General features: G+C 59.7%; 17 protein-coding genes. 11 read left to right on the top strand and 6 right to left on the bottom strand.

What is annotated here, in order from left to right:
* Positions 1-132 precede the first annotated feature (132 nt).
* From mreC to tldD, 7 genes are all read left to right on the top strand, one after another.
* The gene (gene mreC, locus ACYZTS_RS03205) at positions 133-1,230 is read left to right on the top strand and encodes a rod shape-determining protein MreC (protein WP_081832536.1); all 1,098 of its coding nucleotides are present in this window, start codon (positions 133-135) and stop codon (positions 1,228-1,230) included.
* Positions 1,230-1,721, top strand: coding sequence for a rod shape-determining protein MreD (gene mreD / locus ACYZTS_RS03200; RefSeq protein ID WP_028623913.1), 492 nt, complete (start codon positions 1,230-1,232; stop codon positions 1,719-1,721). The genes mreC and mreD overlap by 1 nt, the downstream gene beginning before the upstream one ends.
* 49 nt (positions 1,722-1,770) lie before the next feature.
* Positions 1,771-2,367, top strand: coding sequence for a Maf family protein (locus ACYZTS_RS03195; protein WP_028623912.1), 597 nt, complete (start codon positions 1,771-1,773; stop codon positions 2,365-2,367).
* A 57-nt stretch (positions 2,368-2,424) separates the two neighbouring features.
* A complete protein-coding gene (gene rng, locus ACYZTS_RS03190; protein WP_028623911.1) occupies positions 2,425-3,882 on the top strand; it encodes a ribonuclease G in 1,458 nt (485 codons plus the stop codon).
* Positions 3,883-3,957: 75 nt separating this feature from the next.
* Complete coding sequence (locus ACYZTS_RS03185; RefSeq protein WP_461993956.1) at positions 3,958-7,761, top strand: YhdP family protein; 3,804 nt, start codon at positions 3,958-3,960, stop codon at positions 7,759-7,761.
* A gap of 210 nt (positions 7,762-7,971) precedes the next feature.
* The gene (locus tag ACYZTS_RS03180; RefSeq protein WP_461993954.1) at positions 7,972-8,832 is read left to right on the top strand and encodes a carbon-nitrogen hydrolase family protein; all 861 of its coding nucleotides are present in this window, start codon (positions 7,972-7,974) and stop codon (positions 8,830-8,832) included.
* Between the two features lie 5 nt (positions 8,833-8,837).
* The gene (gene tldD, locus ACYZTS_RS03175) at positions 8,838-10,280 is read left to right on the top strand and encodes a metalloprotease TldD (RefSeq protein ID WP_461993952.1); all 1,443 of its coding nucleotides are present in this window, start codon (positions 8,838-8,840) and stop codon (positions 10,278-10,280) included.
* Positions 10,281-10,408: 128 nt separating this feature from the next.
* Here the strand turns inward: tldD and yjgA are convergent, their stop codons facing one another.
* Positions 10,409-10,933 carry a ribosome biogenesis factor YjgA gene (gene yjgA / locus ACYZTS_RS03170; RefSeq protein WP_028623767.1) on the bottom strand — a complete coding sequence of 175 codons (525 nt, stop codon included), beginning with the start codon at positions 10,931-10,933 and terminating at the stop codon, positions 10,409-10,411.
* 108 nt (positions 10,934-11,041) lie between these two features.
* Here yjgA and pmbA point away from each other — a divergent pair, with 108 nt between their 5' ends.
* The 4 genes from pmbA to ACYZTS_RS03150 all read left to right on the top strand — a co-directional run bounded on the left by pmbA (position 11,042) and on the right by ACYZTS_RS03150 (position 14,703).
* A complete protein-coding gene (gene pmbA, locus ACYZTS_RS03165) occupies positions 11,042-12,388 on the top strand; it encodes a metalloprotease PmbA (RefSeq protein ID WP_028623768.1) in 1,347 nt (448 codons plus the stop codon).
* A 348-nt stretch (positions 12,389-12,736) separates the two neighbouring features.
* On the top strand, positions 12,737-13,168 hold the full coding sequence (locus ACYZTS_RS03160; protein WP_461993949.1) for a hypothetical protein: 432 nt from the start codon (positions 12,737-12,739) through the stop codon (positions 13,166-13,168).
* A gap of 1 nt (position 13,169) precedes the next feature.
* A complete protein-coding gene (locus ACYZTS_RS03155; RefSeq protein ID WP_028623770.1) occupies positions 13,170-13,781 on the top strand; it encodes a superoxide dismutase in 612 nt (203 codons plus the stop codon).
* Positions 13,782-13,809: 28 nt separating this feature from the next.
* Entirely contained in the window at positions 13,810-14,703 is an 894-nt protein-coding gene (locus tag ACYZTS_RS03150) for a ZIP family metal transporter (RefSeq protein ID WP_461993947.1), read from the top strand.
* A gap of 103 nt (positions 14,704-14,806) precedes the next feature.
* Here the strand turns inward: ACYZTS_RS03150 and ACYZTS_RS03145 are convergent, their stop codons facing one another.
* The 5 genes from ACYZTS_RS03145 to ACYZTS_RS03125 all read right to left on the bottom strand — a co-directional run bounded on the left by ACYZTS_RS03145 (position 14,807) and on the right by ACYZTS_RS03125 (position 18,311).
* On the bottom strand, positions 14,807-15,082 hold the full coding sequence (locus ACYZTS_RS03145) for an HPr family phosphocarrier protein (RefSeq protein WP_028623772.1): 276 nt from the start codon (positions 15,080-15,082) through the stop codon (positions 14,807-14,809).
* A gap of 15 nt (positions 15,083-15,097) precedes the next feature.
* Entirely contained in the window at positions 15,098-15,955 is an 858-nt protein-coding gene (rapZ, locus tag ACYZTS_RS03140) for an RNase adapter RapZ (protein ID WP_028623773.1), read from the bottom strand.
* 2 nt (positions 15,956-15,957) lie between these two features.
* Positions 15,958-16,422, bottom strand: a complete 465-nt coding sequence (gene ptsN / locus ACYZTS_RS03135) for a PTS IIA-like nitrogen regulatory protein PtsN (protein WP_028623774.1) — start codon at positions 16,420-16,422, stop codon at positions 15,958-15,960.
* A 12-nt stretch (positions 16,423-16,434) separates the two neighbouring features.
* Positions 16,435-16,743 carry a ribosome hibernation-promoting factor, HPF/YfiA family gene (gene hpf / locus ACYZTS_RS03130; protein ID WP_028623775.1) on the bottom strand — a complete coding sequence of 103 codons (309 nt, stop codon included), beginning with the start codon at positions 16,741-16,743 and terminating at the stop codon, positions 16,435-16,437.
* 74 nt (positions 16,744-16,817) lie between these two features.
* A complete protein-coding gene (locus ACYZTS_RS03125) occupies positions 16,818-18,311 on the bottom strand; it encodes an RNA polymerase factor sigma-54 (RefSeq protein WP_461993944.1) in 1,494 nt (497 codons plus the stop codon).
* Positions 18,312-18,334 lie beyond the last annotated feature (23 nt).

Genomic DNA, 18,334 nt, shown 5'->3' with positions numbered 1-18,334 from the left:
GGGTTGCATCTATGCTGTTGGCGCGCAGGCAGCACTTTGCAGTGCTGCCTGTTGCGTTTATCTTCTGTCAGTCTGTATCCAGGCCGGTCTGCCGTATGAATAAACAAAACATTTGCCTGGGAGGAGCGGCTTATTAAACCGCTTTTCACCAAAGGGCCTTCACTGGGCGTGCGCTTGTTGGTGCTGGCCGTGCTATCGGTCGCGCTCATGGTGGTCGATGCCCGCTTCACACTGCTCAAGCCAGTGCGTAGCCAAATGTCGCTGGCATTGATGCAGTCTTACTGGATCACCGACCTGCCGCAGCGGTTATGGCAGGGAGTGGCCAGCCAGTTTGGCAGCCGGACCGAACTGGTCGCCGAAAACGAAAAACTCAAAACCGAAAACCTGCTGTTGCAGGGGCGCATGCAAAAGCTTGCCGCCCTGACCGAGCAGAACGTTCGGCTGCGCGAGTTGCTCAACTCTTCCGCGCTGGTCAATGAAAAGGTCGAAGTGGCCGAACTGATCGGCATGGACCCCAACCCCTTCACCCACCGCATCATCATCAATAAAGGTGAGCGCGACGGTGTGGTCCTCGGCCAGCCGGTGCTCGATGCCCGCGGCCTGATGGGCCAGGTGGTTGAGTTGATGCCATACACCTCGCGGGTTCTGTTGCTGACCGATACCACCCACAGCATTCCAGTGCAGGTGAACCGCAACGGCCTGCGCGCGATTGCCAGCGGCACCGGCAACCCGGAACGTCTGGAATTGCGCCACGTCGCCGACACCGCTGACATCAAGGAAGGCGATCTGCTGGTCAGTTCCGGTCTCGGCCAGCGCTTCCCGGCCGGTTACCCGGTGGCCACAGTGAAGGAAGTGATCCACGATTCCGGCCAGCCGTTCGCCATCGTCCGCGCCGTGCCGACCGCTGCCCTGAATCGCAGCCGCTATTTGCTGCTGGTGTTCACCGACAGCCGCACTGCCGAAGAACGCGCCAACGAGGCTGCGCAGGCTCAGGAGGCGCTGGACCAATACGGTGGCGGTCCGATGATTCCAGCGAACATGCCCCGTCCTGCCGGCGTCCTCCCGGCTGCCGTTGCGGCACCGGCTGTTCCGGCAGCCGCTGACGTGCCAGCCGCCGCGACCCCGCCCAAACCTGGCGCCAGCCAACCGGTCGCTAAACCACCGGCAGCGGTGAAACCTGCCGCCAAGCCGCCGGTTTCCACGCCTGCAGCCCCCAGGGGAAGAGAATAATGGTCGGTGCAACTGCCTCCCAAAACGGCTGGATCGTCTGGCTGACATTCGCCATCGGTCTGTTGCTCAGCGTTTCGCCGTTGCCGCAATTCATGGAAATCCTGCGCCCACTGTGGCTCGCCTTGCTGCTGGCATTCTGGGCGCTGGCCCTGCCGCAGAAAGTCGGGATGGCTACCGCGTGGTGCCTGGGTCTGGCTGAAGACGTTTTGTATGGCACGTTGCTCGGGCAGAACGCCTTGATCCTCACGCTCATCACTTTTCTGGTGTTGTCGCTGCAACAGCGATTACGCATGTTCCCGATGTGGCAGCAGAGTCTGGTGATTCTGGTGATTTTCGGCCTTGCCCAACTGGCTCAATTGTGGCTCAGCGCCCTGACCGGCAATCGTCAGCCCACGCTGGCACTGGTCCTGCCAGCATTGGTCAGCGCATTGCTTTGGCCATGGATCAGCTACGGTTTGCGCGGTCTGCGTCGGCGCTACAAAATCAACTGATTCGCTCAGACATTTGCCGGTGCAGGGCACTAAACAGGGAGATGTCTTGATGAAACAGCTGTATCTCGCCTCAGGCTCACCGCGTCGGCGCGAACTGCTTACGCAGATCGGCGTGCCGTTTTCCGTCATCGGCGCGGACATAGATGAAACCCCTCTGAATCGCGAAACCCCGGCGGCCTACGTCGAACGCCTGGCGCGCGGCAAGGCCGAGGCCGGGCGCGGCACGCTAGTGTCCGATGTGGACGCCTGCGTGTTGGGCGCCGACACGGCCGTGGTGCTGGACGGCAAAATTCTTGGCAAACCGGTGGACGACGCCGAGGCATGCGCCATGCTTATGATGCTGGCGGGCCAGGAGCATGAAGTGTTGACGGCGATCGCCGTGCTGGAAGGCGAACGCTGTGAGTCGCGCGTAGTGCGCAGTCTGGTGCGTTTTCGCGCCATTGATCGCGATGAAGCGGCGGCCTACTGGGCCAGCGGCGAGCCACGGGACAAGGCGGGAGGCTATGGCATCCAAGGACTTGGCGCGGTGTTTGTCGCCGGCCTCAATGGCAGTTATTCCGCCGTGGTCGGCCTGCCGTTGTGCGAAACCGCAGAATTACTTGGCCGTTTCGGCATACCCTGTTGGCAAACCCTTAACGCGCGCTGAGCGTCGTACTGACAAGATGCGGCCATAATCGTGAATACGCCTGAACGAGACCCTGCCATGAGTGAAGAGATCCTGATCAACATCACGCCGATGGAATCGCGCGTGGCGGTGGTTGAAAACGGTGTTCTGCAAGAGGTTCATGTCGAGCGCACGCAAAAACGCGGGATCGTCGGCAACATCTACAAGGGCAAGGTCGTGCGGGTTTTGCCCGGCATGCAGGCCGCGTTCATCGACATCGGTCTGGACCGCGCCGCGTTCATTCATGCCTCTGAAATCTCCTTGCGCGAAGGTCCGGCGGTAGAGAGCATCAGCGCGCTGGTTCACGAGGGACAGAGTCTGGTCGTGCAGGTCACCAAAGACCCGATCGGCTCCAAGGGCGCACGCCTGACAACGCAGCTGTCGATCCCTTCGCGCTATCTGGTGTACATGCCGCGCACCGCGCACGTCGGTATTTCCCTGAAGATCGAAGACGAAGGCGAGCGGGACCGACTCAAGCAAGTCGTCACCGATTGCGTCGCCACAGAAGGGATCAAGGAAGCGGGTGGATTCATCCTGCGCACGGCCGCCGAAGGTGCCGGAGCCGATGAAATCCTCATGGATATCCGCTACCTGCGCCGCCTCTGGGACCAGATCAACGAGCAAATCAAAACCATCGGCGCGCCGAGTGTGATTTATGAAGACCTCGGCCTGGCGCTGCGCACCCTGCGTGATCTGGTCAGCCCGAAGATCGAAAAGATTCGCATCGATTCCCGGGAAACCTTCCAGAAAACCACGCAATTCGTCGCTGAACTGATGCCGGAAATTGCCGACCGTCTTGAGCATTATCCGGGCGAGCGGCCGATTTTCGATCTGTATGGCGTTGAAGATGAAATCCAGAAAGCCCTTGAGCGCAAAGTGCCGCTGAAGTCCGGCGGGTATCTGGTGGTCGACCCGGCAGAAGCCATGAGCACCATCGACGTCAATACCGGGGCGTTTGTCGGCCATCGCAACCTCGAAGAAACCATCTTCAAGACCAACCTCGAAGCCGCGACCGCCATCGCTCGCCAGCTGCGCCTGCGCAACCTGGGCGGGATCATCATCATCGACTTCATCGACATGGAAGATGAAGAACACCAGCGCCAGGTGTTGCGCACGCTCGAGAAGCAGCTGGAGCGCGATCACGCCAAGACCAACATTATCGGCATCACCGAGTTGGGCCTGGTGCAGATGACCCGCAAACGCACGCGTGAGAGCCTCGAACAGGTGCTCTGTGAGCCGTGCAGCAGCTGTCAGGGCCGCGGCAAATTGAAAACTCCGGAAACCGTTTGCTACGAAATCTTCCGCGAAATTCTCCGCGAAGCCCGCGCCTATCAGGCGGAGGGCTATCGTGTATTGGCGAACCAGAAAGTCGTCGACCGTTTGCTTGATGAAGAGTCGGGCAATGTCGCCGAACTGGAAGGATTTATCGGACGCACCATTCGATTCCAGGTGGAAACCATGTATTCCCAGGAACAATACGACGTGGTGTTGCTCTGATTCGCTGTGCTTCAACCTTACCAGAACAGCTGGCCTCAGCTTTTTGCATTATTTTAGCCATGGGAGCCGACTGACATGGAGCGTCTGACACGCATTTTGGCCGCGCTGACCCGTTGGGGTCTGGGCCTGTGCGCGTTGGTTTTGGTCTTGATGGCGTTGTACGTCAGTCTCGGTCGAGAACTGACGCCGCTGGTGGCCGAATACCGGGCTGAAGTCGAAAGCAAAGCCTCCACTGCCTTGGGCATGCCCATGCACATCGGCGAGCTGGAAGGTAACTGGCGCGGTTTTGCGCCGATCCTGCTGGCCCACGACGTGATGGTAGGCGAAGGCGCTAATGCCTTGCGCCTGGATCAGGTGCGCGCGGTGCCGGATCTGTGGGCCAGCCTGCTGGCTCGCGAGGTCCGAATTGACCATCTGGAACTCAGCGGTCTCAAGATCAGCCTTAAAGAAGGCGAAGATGGCAAGTGGGCGCTGGAAGGTTTCCCGGTGCAGCAGGATCAACCCCTCGACCCGGAGCAGCTGTTCAATCGTATGCAGATGGTTCAGCGTTTGTCGGTGCTCGACAGCCAGGTCACGTTGCAGCCATTGGATCACCCACCCCTGACCCTGACCTATGTGGGCGCCAGCCTGAAAACCGGCGCGAGTCGCCAGCGCCTCGATGCGCGGCTGACGCTGCCGGACGGCCAGCCGATGGCCATGAGTTTGCGCACGCGGATTCGCGCCAGTCAGTGGAAGGACGGTGAAGCCGACGGCTACCTGAGCCTGCCGCAAAGCGACTGGTCGAAATGGCTCCCCGAGCGCGTTACCCAGCAGTGGAATTTTTCCGAGATCAAGGCCGGTGGCGAGCTCTGGTTCAACTGGAAAAAAGGTGCTTTGCAGAGCGGCGCAGTTCGTTTGAACGCGCCCCTGCTCAAGGGCGCATACGCCGAGCGCAAACCGATCCAGATCAACAATCTGGCTCTCAACGGTTACTTCCAGCGCAACGCTCAGGGCCTCGTCGCGACGTTCGATTCCCTCGCCATGAGCCTGGGGGAGACGCGTTGGGAATCTCACCTGCAACTCAAGCAAACCGCAGCGACCGACAAGGTCGAGGAACTCTGGCATCTGCAGGCCGATCGCCTCGACCTCACCCCGATTACGCCAGTGCTCAATGCGTTGGGGCCGCTGCCGGAGGGCGTGAGCAAAGCCGTCGAACAACTGAAGGTCACCGGTGGTTTGCGCAACGTGTTGCTCGATTTTCGCCCTAACGCCACCGACGACAGCAAATTCGCCTTCGCCGCCAACCTCGACAACGTCGGCTTCGATGCCTATCACGGCGCGCCAGCAGCACGTAATGTCAGTGGCAGCATCAGCGGTGACCTCGGCAAGGGCGAATTGCGCATGGACAGCAAGGATTTCGTCCTGCACCTGGACCCGATCTTTGCCAAGCCATGGCAGTACATTCAAGCCAACGCACGGCTGACCTGGAAACTCGACAAGCAAGGCTTCACCCTGATTGCGCCCTACCTGAAAGTGCTCGGCGAGGAAGGCAAAATTGCCGGCGACTTCCTGATACGCCTGAATTCCGACCAGAGCCAGGAAGACTATATGGACCTGCGGGTCGGCCTGGTCGATGGCGACGGTAAATACACCGCCAAATACTTGCCCGAAGTCCTCAGCCCGGCGCTGGACGAGTGGCTTCGCACGGCAATTCTCAAAGGTGCGGTGGACGAAGGTTTCTTCCAGTATCAAGGCTCGCTCAACCAGGGCGCTGCCGACGCTGCGCGAAGCATTAGCCTCTTTTTCAAGGTTCACGATGCCGAACTGGCGTTTCAGCCAGGCTGGCCACACGTCAAAAAAGTCAGCGGTGACGTCTTCATAGAGGACAGCGGCGTACGTATTCTGGCCAGCAAAGGGCAGCTGCTCGACACCCAGGTCAGCGATGTTTACGTCAATATTCCTCACGTCGCGGCTGGACAGAAAACCCACTTGTTTCTCGAAGGCGCGTTTGCCGGCGGGCTGGGCGATGGCCTGAAAATTCTCCAGGAAGCGCCGATAGGCACCGCCGAAACGTTCGCCGGCTGGGAAGGCGAGGGTGATCTGCGCGGCAAGCTGAAACTGGACATCCCGCTGGATAAAGGGGAAGAACCGAAAATTCTGGTCGATTTCAAAACAGCCAAGGCGCGCCTGAAACTGGCCGAGCCGGTGCTGGAGCTGACGCAGCTCAAAGGCGATTTCCGTTTTGATAGCACCAAGGGTTTGAGCGGCCAGAACATCACAGCACGGGCCTTCGATAAACCGGTGACTGCGCAGATATTCGCCGACGGCAGCCCGGGCAAACCCAAAACTCGCGTCGCAGCCTCGGGCGAGGTGGAGGTGAAGAAGCTCACCGACTGGCTGAGCGTCACCCAGCCATTGCCGGTGTCCGGCGTGATTCCGTATCAGCTGCAACTCGATCTGGATGGCGCCGACAGCCAGTTGATGGTCAATTCCAGCCTGCTGGGCGTCGCAGTCGATCTGCCAGCGCCGTTCGGCATGGCTGCGGATGTCGGGCGTAACACAACATTCCGGATGACGCTGCAGGGAGCGGAGCGTCGTTATTGGGTTGATTACGGCGACCTGGCTGATTTCACCTTCGCGGCACCTGGCGGCAATTTCGCCGACGGGCGCGGCGAGTTGTTTCTCGGTGCGGGCAATGCACTGCTGCCTGGCGCCAAGGGACTGCGGGTGCGCGGCGAGTTAGCGGAACTGGATGTTGGCCCGTGGAAAGAGCTGGTGGACAAATACGCCGGTCAGGATCCAGGCGGCAATGCCAAGCAATTGCTCAGCAGCGCCAATTTCCAGGTTGGCAAGCTCAGCGGCATCGGCACCACGCTCGATCAGGCCACGGTACAGTTGAACCGTAAAGCGGCGGCCTGGGCTTTGCAGCTCGACAGTCAGCAGGTCAAGGGCGGGGCAAATATTCCTGATGCGAAAGCGGCGCCGATTGCGATCAACCTGCAATACGTAAAATTGCCGGCGCCTGATCCGACCGTTCTCGCTGATGAGAACTCGCCCGACCCGCTCGCTGCTGTAGACCCGACTAAAATCCCGGCGCTGGATATCACCATCAACCAGTTATTCCAAGGGCAGGATCTGGTGGGTGGCTGGTCGCTGAAAGTTCGTCCGACCGAACGGGGCATTGCTCTCAATACGCTGGATCTGGGACTCAAAGGAATTTTGTTGCAGGGCAGCGGCGGCTGGGAGGGGGTACCCGGCTCGACCAGCAGTTGGTACAAGGGCCGCATCAGCGGCAAAAACCTCGCCAACGTGCTCAAGGGCTGGGGATTTGCGCCCAGTGTCACCAGCGAAGAGTTTCATATGGATGTCGACGGACGCTGGCCCGGTTCTCCGGCCTGGGTGGCGACCAAACGTTTCTCCGGCACGCTCGATGCTTCGCTGAACAAAGGACAATTCATTGAAGTCGAGGGCGGTGCGCAGGCACTGCGGGTCTTCGGACTGCTGAACTTCAACTCCATCGGGCGCCGCTTGCGCCTGGATTTCTCAGACCTGTTCGGCAAGGGCCTGAGCTATGACCGGGTCAAAGGGCTGCTGGTCGCCACCAACGGTGTCTACGTCACAAAAGAACCGATCCGGTTGACCGGGCCGTCGAGCAATATCGAGCTTGACGGTACCCTGGATCTGGTCGCAGATCAGGTCGATGCGAAATTGCTGGTGACTTTGCCGGTAACCAACAACCTGCCGATTGCTGCGCTGATCGTCGGGGCGCCGGCCATTGGCGGCGCGCTTTTCCTGATCGACAAGCTCATCGGCGATCGCGTTTCGCGTTTCGCCAGCGTGAAGTACACCGTCAAAGGCCCGTGGAAAGAGCCGAAGATCACCTTCGACAAACCTTTTTGAAACGAGCCGATGGAGTAGCATGGCCGTAATCAGATTCCGTGTAGCAGCCTGCGTCCGGCTGCGAAGCAGTCGTGAATCCGGATTGCACGAAGCGTTCGATAGGTCGTGGTGTCTGATTTTACGGCTGCTGCGTCCGATCGCGGCCCGAGCCGGACGCAGGCTTCGCCAGCTGCTACAGGTTGGCATGCAGACTTCGAGTAAGGAGAGCCCATGTCTTTAGCGGTGATTCAAATGGTCAGCCAGAGTGATGTGCCGGCCAATCTGGCCCGGGCGCGTCATCTGCTCGAACAGGCTGCCGCCGGTGGCGCGACGCTGGCCGTGCTGCCGGAAAACTTCGCTGCAATGGGCCGCCGTGACGTCGCTGACATCGGCCGAGCCGAAGCCGCTGGTCAAGGACCCATCCTGCCATGGTTGAAACAGGCGGCCCGCGACCTCAAGTTATGGATAGTGGCGGGTACCTTGCCGTTGCCGCCGGTGGATCAGCCGACGGCCAAGGTGCATGCCTGCTCGTTGCTGGTCAGTGATCAGGGTGAAATCGTCGCCCGTTACGACAAGCTGCATCTGTTCGATGTCGACGTAGCGGACTCGCGCGGACGTTACCGTGAGTCCGATGACTATGCGTTCGGCGGTGACGTGGTCGTGGCGGATACGCCCGTCGGTCGGGTTGGGCTGACCGTGTGTTACGACCTGCGCTTCCCCGAGCTTTACAGCGAATTGCGTGCCGCCGGTGCAGAGTTGATTACCGCGCCGTCGGCCTTTACTGCCATAACCGGCGCGGCGCATTGGGACGTACTGATCCGCGCACGGGCCATCGAAACACAATGCTATGTACTCGCGGCGGCTCAAGGTGGCACCCATCCCGGGCCGCGCGAAACCTTTGGACATGCCGCAATCATCGACCCATGGGGGCGAGTGCTGGCGCAACAGGATCAAGGCGAGGCCGTGCTGCTGGCCGAACGCGATAGCAGCGAACAGGCGTCCATCAGGGCGCGGATGCCGGTGTCCAGTCACCGGCGCTTTTTCTCGCAGGGCGCACAGCGGCCTGCCCGGAACGACGAATTTAAGGCGTAAAACATATGAGCGAGTTGTTGTCCTCAGTCAGTGAACACCTACTGGCGCCCGGCGGCGTAACGATCGAGAGCCTGCAAGGCGTGCTTGGCGATCTGGCCGGCCCGGGCATCGATGCCGCCGACCTGTATTTCCAGGGGCAGATTTCCGAGTCCTGGGCGCTGGAAGACGGCATCGTCAAGGAAGGCAGTTTCAACCTCGACCAGGGCGTTGGGGTGCGCGCACAGTCCGGCGAAAAAACCGGTTTTGCTTACAGCAATGCAATCACGCTCGAAGCCCTCGGTGCCGCCGCCCGCGCGGCGCGCTCGATTTCCCGTGCCGGGCAGAACGGCTCCGTGCAAGCGTTCACCACGCAGGATGTCGCCCAGTTGTACGGGCCGGACAACCCGCTGGAAGTACTGACCCGCGCCGAGAAGGTCGAACTGCTGAAGCGCATCGACGTGGCCACCCGTGCGCTGGACCCGCGTATTCAGCAGGTCACCGTGAGCATGGCCGGGGTCTGGGAACGCATTCTTGTGGCTTCCACCGACGGCGGCCTGGCGGCAGATGTGCGGCCTCTGGTGCGCTTCAACGTCAGCGTGATCGTCGAGCAGAATGGTCGCCGCGAGCGCGGCGGCCATGGCGGCGGCGGTCGGACCGATTATCGCTATTTCCTCAGTGACGACCGCGCCATGGGTTATGCCCGTGAAGCGTTGCGCCAGGCGCTGGTCAACCTGGAAGCCATTCCGGCGCCGGCCGGTACGTTGCCGGTGGTGTTGGGTTCAGGCTGGTCCGGAGTGCTGCTGCACGAAGCGGTCGGCCACGGGCTGGAAGGTGATTTCAATCGCAAGGGCAGCTCGGCGTACAGCGGCCGCATGGGCGAGATGGTTGCTTCCAAATTCTGCACCATTGTCGATGACGGCACTTTGGCCGGTCGCCGTGGCTCGCTGAGTGTCGACGATGAAGGCACGCCGACCGAGTGCACCACCCTGATCGAAAACGGTGTGCTCAAGGGCTACATGCAGGACAAGTTGAACGCGCGTCTGATGGGCGTGGCCCGCACCGGTAACGGTCGGCGCGAATCCTATGCGCACCTGCCGATGCCGCGCATGACCAACACGTACATGCTCGCCGGCGAAAGCGATCCGGCCGAAATCATCGCCTCGGTGAAGAGGGGGATCTACTGCGCCAACCTCGGTGGCGGTCAGGTCGACATCACCAGCGGCAAGTTCGTGTTTTCCACCAGCGAGGCTTATTTGATCGAAGACGGCAAGATTACTGCCCCGGTCAAAGGTGCGACGTTGATCGGCAACGGGCCGGAAGCCATGAGCAAGGTATCGATGGTTGGCAACGACCTGTCGCTGGACAGCGGCGTGGGCACGTGCGGGAAAGACGGGCAGTCGGTGCCGGTGGGTGTCGGCCAGCCAACGCTGAAGATTGATGCGATCACTGTGGGTGGCACAGGGTCGTAAGGGGATAAACACCCTTGTAGGAGCTGCCGCAGGCTCGGGCTGCGATCTTTTGATCTTGATTTTCAAAAATCAAAAGATCGGCCGATCGCGGCCCGAGCCTTCGGCAGCTCCTACAGGGCTGAGATGACTCAGCGCAGACCGCGTTGACTCTCGTCCAGCTCACGGATGTATTTGAAGATTTTACGGCTTGAGGCAGGCGGCTTGTTGGTCGCCAGTTCGTGCTGGGCCTGACGGATCAGGGAGCGCAACTGCTGACGATCAGCCTCCGGGTAGTCGAGCACGAACTTCTCCAGGACTGCATCGTCGCCCGCGATCAAGCGATCGCGCCAGCGTTCCAGGCCATGGAAACGTTCGTTGTACTGCCGGGTGGAGGCATCGAGTTGATCGAGCAGGGTCAGAATGGCGTCAGTGTCCTGATCGCGCATCAGTTTGCCGATAAACATGAGGTGCCGTTTACGCGCGATATTCGCGGTGTGCTTGGAGGCATCGCCAAGAGCCCGGCGCAAAGCGTCGGTCAACGGCAATTTTGCCAGCAAGTCAGGCTTGAGCGTTGTAAGGCGTTCGCCGAGGTCAACCAGAGCATGCAGCTCGCGTTTGACCTGGGATTTGCTTTTTTCTCCCGTATCGAGGGAGTCGTCGTAAGAATCAACCATGGTGGCCGTCCGCAAAGAAACGCCGCCATGATAACCAGTCGGGGGCCGCTTGTCCGGCCCGGTCGCTCGAAGGCCATCACCGAAAGCAGAATTTGAGTGGAGAACAGCATGAGTGCAGTTGAAAGCGTCGGCCCACAAGCGTTGCCGGCACTGCAGGAGCAAGTCGAGCAGATCATCGCTGAAGCCAAGCGCCAGGGTGCCAGTGCCTGTGAAGTGGCGGTGTCGCTGGAGCAGGGCCTGTCCACGACCGTGCGCCAGCGCGAGGTCGAAACCGTTGAATTCAATCGCGATCAGGGCTTTGGCATCACCTTGTACGTGGGTCAGCGCAAGGGCTCGGCAAGCACGTCTGCCACCGGTCCGGACGCCATTCGCGAAACCGTTGCCGCTGCGCTGGCGATCGCCAAACACACCTCCGAAGATGAAGCGTCCGGCCTTGCCGATGCCGCGTTGATGGCCAGGGATCTGCAGGACTTCGACCTGTTTCACGAATGGGACATCACCCCCGAGCAAGCCATCGAAAAGGCTTTGCTTTGTGAAGCTGCCGCGTTCGATGCTGACAGCCGCATCAAGAATGCCGACGGCACCAGCCTCAGCACTCATCAGGGTTGCCGTGTTTACGGCAACAGCCATGGTTTTGTCGGTGGTTACGCGTCCACTCGCCACAGCCTGAGCTGCGTGATGATCGCCGAGGCCGAGGGCCAGATGCAGCGGGATTACTGGTATGACGTGAGTCGCCAGGGCAATTTGCTGGCCGACCCTGTGATCATCGGCCAGCGTGCTGCGCAGCGTGCAGCGAGCCGACTGGGCGCACGTCCAGTGCCGACCTGCGAAGTGCCTGTGCTGTTCTCCGCTGAACTGGCGGGCGGTTTGTTTGGCAGTTTTCTGTCGGCAGTGTCCGGCGGCAGCCTGTATCGCAAGTCCTCATTTCTTGAAGGCACGCTGGGGCACAAGCTGTTTCCTGAGTGGTTGACCATCGACGAGCGCCCACATTTGATGCGTGCGATGGGCAGCTCGGCGTTCGATGGCGATGGCCTGGCGACGTACGCCAAACCCTTTGTCGAAAAGGGCGAATTGGTCTCTTACATCCTCGGCACCTATTCCGGTCGCAAGCTTGGCATGCCGAGCACCGCCAACGCCGGCGGCGTGCACAACCTGTTCGTCACCCATGGCGATGAAGATCAAGCCGCGTTGCTGCGGCGCATGGGTCGCGGGCTGCTGGTCACGGAGTTGATGGGGCAGGGCTTGAACATGGTGACCGGCGATTACTCGCGTGGCGCTGCGGGTTACTGGGTCGAGAATGGCGAGATCCAGTTTGCCGTTCAGGAGGTGACAATTGCCGGCAACATGCGCGACATGTTCAAGCAGATTGTCGCGGTGGGTAACGATCTGGAGCTACGCAGCAATATCCGCACCGGCTCGGTGTTGATCGAGCGGATGACTGTCGCGGGCAGCTAATCCCCGACCGATGCACAAGAAGGCGCGCCACCCGATCGGGTGGGGCGCCTTTTTTATGTGGCGTTCAACCGGTTTTGGCAGCTGCACGCGATCCCTGTAGGAGCCGGCTTGCTGGCGAAGGCCGCTAACTAACGCGCGCTGTCCGGATCAACGCGGCGCCCTTGCATACATCGCCAGTAAACCAGCTCCGGCAGAAAATATAGCCGTATCTTTGGCGGGGTTGTTTTGGTTCTCATTATCATATAATAATAAATCTCATTGCCGAGCGAGCCCGGATCAGTCAAGCATTCGAATAGAACGTGATGCTACCGATCGTCGTCATCAACGCAACCGCTTTGGAGCTACATCATGGAGCACTGGAAACGCACGATCGAAAGGGCAAACCGTTGTTTCATGCTGGGCGAACTGGTTGATGCCCGGGAGGCGTACTTGCAGGCACTGGCGTTGGCTCAGGTGCTGTACGAACGCTGGGCAGATGCTGACGAAGCGGTGGCCGCTTGCGTAATTTCCCATCACAACCTCGCCGACCTGCATCTGCGTCTTAACCAGCCGGAAGAGAGCGCCGAATATCTGTGCGCAATCCATCAACGGTTGTTGCAGACCATGCAGGACCCGCGACTGGCCCCGGCACTGCGCGAAGCGGCCCTGCGTCAAAGCAGCAAAACCTACGTCGAGCTGCTGAATTTCATCAGCGAACACGGCGAATATCCACGCACTCACCGGCTGCTGCATATCGGTGCTGCGTTGCCCCCCGCGCCTGTCCATCATGGAGTCCATTGAAATGGCTTTTACCCTGCCTGCCTTGCCCTACGCCTACGATGCCTTGGAGCCGCACATCGATGCGCAGACCATGGAGATCCATTACACCAAACACCACCAGACCTACATCAACAACCTCAACGCTGCTGTCGAAGGCACAGAGTTTGTCGAATGGTCAGTGGAGAAACTGGTCGCCAGTGTTAATCAGCTTCCGGAAAACCTTCGCGCTGCCGTGATCAATCAGGGCGGCGGCCACGCCAACCACTCGTTGTTCTGGAAGGTCATGACGCCCAATGGCGGTGGTAAACCCGACGGTGAACTGGGGAAGGCAATCGACGAGCAGTTGGGCGGTTTTGATAGTTTCAAGGAGGCGTTCACCAAAGCCGCTCTGAGCCGGTTCGGTAGCGGTTGGGCCTGGCTGAGCGTGACGCCGCAGAAAACCCTGGTTGTGGAAAGCAGCGGCAATCAGGACAGCCCGTTGATGAACGGCAACACACCGATCCTCGGGCTGGACGTCTGGGAGCATGCCTATTACCTGCATTACCAAAATCGTCGTCCGGAATACATCAGCGCGTTTTACAACGTGATCAACTGGCCTGAGGTCGCTGCGCGTTACCAAGCAGCGCTGGTTTAAGTCTCCTGCAAAAAATCCAGGGCTGACTATGGGCACTGAAACACTGGCGATCGGAAGTGGACGGATGTTTCGTTACGCGTTGGGATCGCTGTTGCTGCTGGCAGGCCTGACGTTATTGGGTGCTCAGGGGCTAGCCTGGCTAGACCTTGAGCCAAAACTGTTGCGCGCGCTGCAAGGCGGGGCCATCTGCGCTTTGGGCACTGCCCTTGGCGCAGTGCCGGTGTTAGTCATTCGGCAGATGCCCCAGGCGCTAAGCGATACGCTGCTCGGCTTCGGCGCTGGGGTAATGCTCGCGGCGACAGCCTTTTCGTTGATTGTTCCGGGGATTGCTGCAGCGCAGAATCTCGGCCTGACGCCCTGGACGGCCAGTGGCCTGATCAGTTTTGGCATCATGCTGGGCGCGTTCGGGCTGTTTCTGGTGGATCGCAAGGTGTCCGGCACGTCGCCGGAAATGCTCGTCGGTACCGTCGAGCATCCACCGATTCCACCGCGAATCTGGCTATTTGTGTTCGCGATCATTGCCCATAACATCCCTGAAGGCATGGCTGTTGGCGTGTCGGCTGGGGGAGGCTTGGTCGATGCCGATAGCCTGGCAATGGGCATTGCGTTGCAGGATGTGCCGGAAGGCTTGGTTATCGCGCTGGTATTGGCCGGGGCAGGGATGTCGCGGGTCAGAGCATTTTTGATCGGCGCGGCGTCAGGCCTGGTCGAACCGGTCTTTGCGCTGTTGTGCGCGTGGCTGGTGAGCCTGGCGCAATTGTTGCTGCCGCTCGGCCTGGCGTTAGCGGCGGGCGCCATGTTGTTGGTGGTTACCCATGAGGTTATCCCCGAGTCGCGGCGCAATGGTCACGACAAGCTGGCAAGCTTGGGGTTGCTGGTGGGGTTTTGCTTGATGATGGTGATGGATACAGCGTTTGGGTGATCTGCCGGATCAAAAGATCGCAGCCTCGGTTCCCTCGACAGCTCCTACAGGGCCTGCGCCGCTTCTTGTAGGAGCTGTCGAGGGAACCGAGGCTGCGATCTTTTCATTCACCTTCGTCAAAATAATTATTGATCAAATTAACCAGGGCTCGCAGCGCCTCGTCGGCTTCCTCGCCTTCGGTACTCAAATGGATCCTGGTCCCTTTGCCAGCAGCCAGCATCATCATGGCCATGATGCTTTTGCCATCTACCGTGGATTCCGGCGTACGACCCACCCGGATTGAGCAATCAGGGAACTTGCCAGCAACCCCGACAAATTTTGCAGAAGCGCGAGCATGCAGGCCCAGCTTGTTGATGATTTCGATTTCCAGAGCAGGCATCGCGATGTGAATCCTTTAGCTGAGGTCGCGGTGGCGGACCTGGACGTTCTTCAGGGTTTTTTGCAGAACCTTACCTAGACGTTCGGTCAGGTAGACGGAGCGATGGTGACCGCCGGTACAGCCAATCGCGATGGTGACGTAGGCGCGATTACTCGCAGCAAAACGCGGCAACCATTTGAGCAGATACGTTGAGATGTCCTGAAACATCTCCTCGACATCCGGCTGAGCGGCCAGATAATCGGCAACCGGTTGTTCCAGCCCTGAATGCTCGCGTAGTTCCGGCTTCCAGTAGGGATTTGGCAGGCAGCGCACATCGAATACCAGATCGGCGTCGACCGGCATGCCGCGCTTGAAACCAAAGGATTCCACCAGAAACGCAGTGCCAGGCTCCGGCTGATTCAACAAGCGGAGCTTGATGGTATCGCGCAGCTGGTACAGGTTGAGATTGGTGGTGTTGACCTTCAGATCAGCGAGGTCGGCAATCGGTCCGAGCAGTTTGGTTTCATCGCTGATCGCTTCGGCCAGCGAGCGATCGGCACTGCTCAGGGGGTGGCGCCGACGGGTTTCCGAGAAGCGCTTTAGCAAGGTTTCTTCGTCGGCATCCAGGTACAGGACATCACACTGGATGTGACGGCTGCGGACTTCTTCGAGCAGTTCCGGAAAGCGCGACAAATGACTCGGCAGATTCCGCGCGTCGATGGACACCGCAACCAGCGGCTGCGCCAGCTCGGTGTGAATCAGCGCCCGTTCGGCCAGTTCCGGCAGCAACCCGGCAGGCAGGTTATCGATGCAGTAGTAGCCGCTGTCTTCGAGAACGGCGAGCGCGGTACTTTTACCTGAGCCGGAGCGGCCGCTGACGATGATCATGCGCATGATTAGTGCCCGTTTTGCTCGTCCAGGACAACCTGATACAAGGCTTCATTACTCGGAGCGCTGCGCAGTTTTTCCCGCACTTCCTTGCGATCGAGCATGCTGGCGATCTGGCGAAGCAACTCCAGGTGAGCATCGGTTGCCTTTTCCGGGACCAGCAGGACAAACAGCAGGTCTACCGGGGCACCGTCGATGGCGTCGAAATCGATGGGGGCTTCCAGATGAACGAGCGCACTGATTGGTGCGGTGCAAACCTTGAGACGGCAGTGAGGGATGGCAATGCCGTTGCCAAAACCGGTGGAACCGAGTTTTTCACGGGCAACCAGAGCCTCGAAGACATCCTGCATTGCCATATCCGGCACTTCGCGGTGGATAAGGTTGGCGATCTGTTCGAGGGCTTTTTTCTTGCTGCCACCCGGCGCGTTCACTTGGGAACGGCCGGGGGTCAGGATGGTTTCTAGTCGGATCATGGATTGGGGGTGTTAACGACCGGTCGCGCCCTGGAGGAGGCTCTGGGTCTTTTCCTTATGCTTTTTGAGTTGGCGATCCAGCTTGTCAGTCAGCAGGTCGATGGCGGCATACATATCCGCATGCTCAGCGTTGGCGACTACTTCTCCGCCGGGAATATGCAGTGTGGCTTCGATTTTCTGTAGCAGTTTTTCGACATTCATCGTGACTTGCACGTTGGTGATCTTGTCGAAATGCCGCTCTAATCGGTCGAGTTTTTCGCCGATGTAGGTGCGAAGAGGTTCGGTCACTTCCAGTTGGTGTCCACTGATGTTGACTTGCATACAGCTTCTCCTTCGTTGCCAGTGCATAAAGCGGCAGGCTGGGTTGCCTGCCACTGGAACGCTGTAACGTGACTCTACATCAACCGCTTGCGTTCGCTCGAAGGCGCGATCCCGAGGGACTCGCGGTACTTGGCGACGGTGCGGCGAGCCACCTGAATGCCTTGTGCCTCCAGTAAACCAGCGATCTTGCTGTCACTCAACGGCTTTTTCTGATTTTCCGCCGCAACCAGTTTTTTGATGATTGCGCGAATCGCCGTGGACGAGCATTCACCGCCTTCGGAGGTGCTGACATGGCTGGAGAAAAAATATTTCAGTTCATAAATGCCCCGAGGGGTATGCATGAATTTTTGCGTGGTCACCCGGGAAATCGTCGATTCGTGCATGCCCACCGCCTCAGCGATGTCATGCAGCACCAACGGCTTCATGGCTTCGTCGCCATATTCCAGAAAACCGCGCTGATGCTCGACGATCTGGGTGGCAACTTTCATCAGGGTTTCGTTGCGACTCTGCAGGCTCTTGATGAACCAGCGCGCCTCCTGCAACTGATTGCGCATGAAGGTGTTGTCTGCGCTGGTGTCGGCGCGACGGACGAACCCGGCGTATTGGGCGTTGACCCTCAGTCGGGGCACCGATTCCTGATTCAGCTCCACCAGCCAGCGTTCACTGTCCTTGCGCACGATCACATCCGGCACGACGTATTCGGCTTCGCTGGACTCGATCTGCGAACCCGGGCGCGGGTTGAGGCTCTGTACCAGTTCGATCACCTGGCGCAGTTCATCTTCCTTGAGCTTCATGCGGCGCATCAGCTGGCTGTAATCGCGGCTGCCGAGCATGTCGATGTAATCGCTGACCAGCCGCTTGGCTTCGGTTAACCAGGGCGTCCTGGCTGGCAGCTGGCGCAATTGCAGCAGCAGGCATTCGCTGAGATTGCGGGCGCCGATACCGGCCGGTTCAAATTGCTGGATGCGGTGCAGAACGGCTTCGATCTCGTCGAGTTCGATGTCCAGTTCGGGATCGAAGGCCTCGAGGATTTCATCGAGGGTTTCGTCCAGGTAGCCCTGGTTGTTGATGCAGTCGATCAGGGTCACGGCGATCAGGCGATCGGTGTCCGACATTGGCGCCAGGTTCAGTTGCCACAGCAAATGGCTCTGCAGGCTTTCGCCGGCGGAGGTGCGGGTGGTGAAATCCCACTCGTCGTCGTCATTGCTCGGCAGGCTGCTGGCGCTAGTCTGGTAAACGTCTTCCCAGGCAGTGTCGACCGGGAGATCGTTGGGAATGCGCTCGTTCCAGTCCCCTTCCTCGAGGTTATCCACCGTCGGGGCGGTTTCCTGATAGGAGGGTTCCGAAACATCGGCGTTGGGCGGCTGTTCGACCTTGTCGGCCAAAGGGTCGGCGTTATCGAAATCGTCGCCTTCTTCCTGACGTTCGAGCATCGGATTGGACTCCAGCGCCTCCTGGATTTCCTGTTGCAGGTCCAGGGTCGACAATTGGAGCAGGCGGATGGCCTGTTGCAGCTGCGGTGTCATCGTCAGCTGCTGGCCCATTCTCAAGACTAGCGATGGTTTCATGGCAGGGGCTTAACACCTTATTC

This window comes from Pseudomonas sp. TMB3-21, from assembly GCF_054898145.1.
The sequence above is the reverse complement of the archived record's forward strand: the minus strand, read 5'-3'. Positions and strand labels throughout refer to the sequence as shown.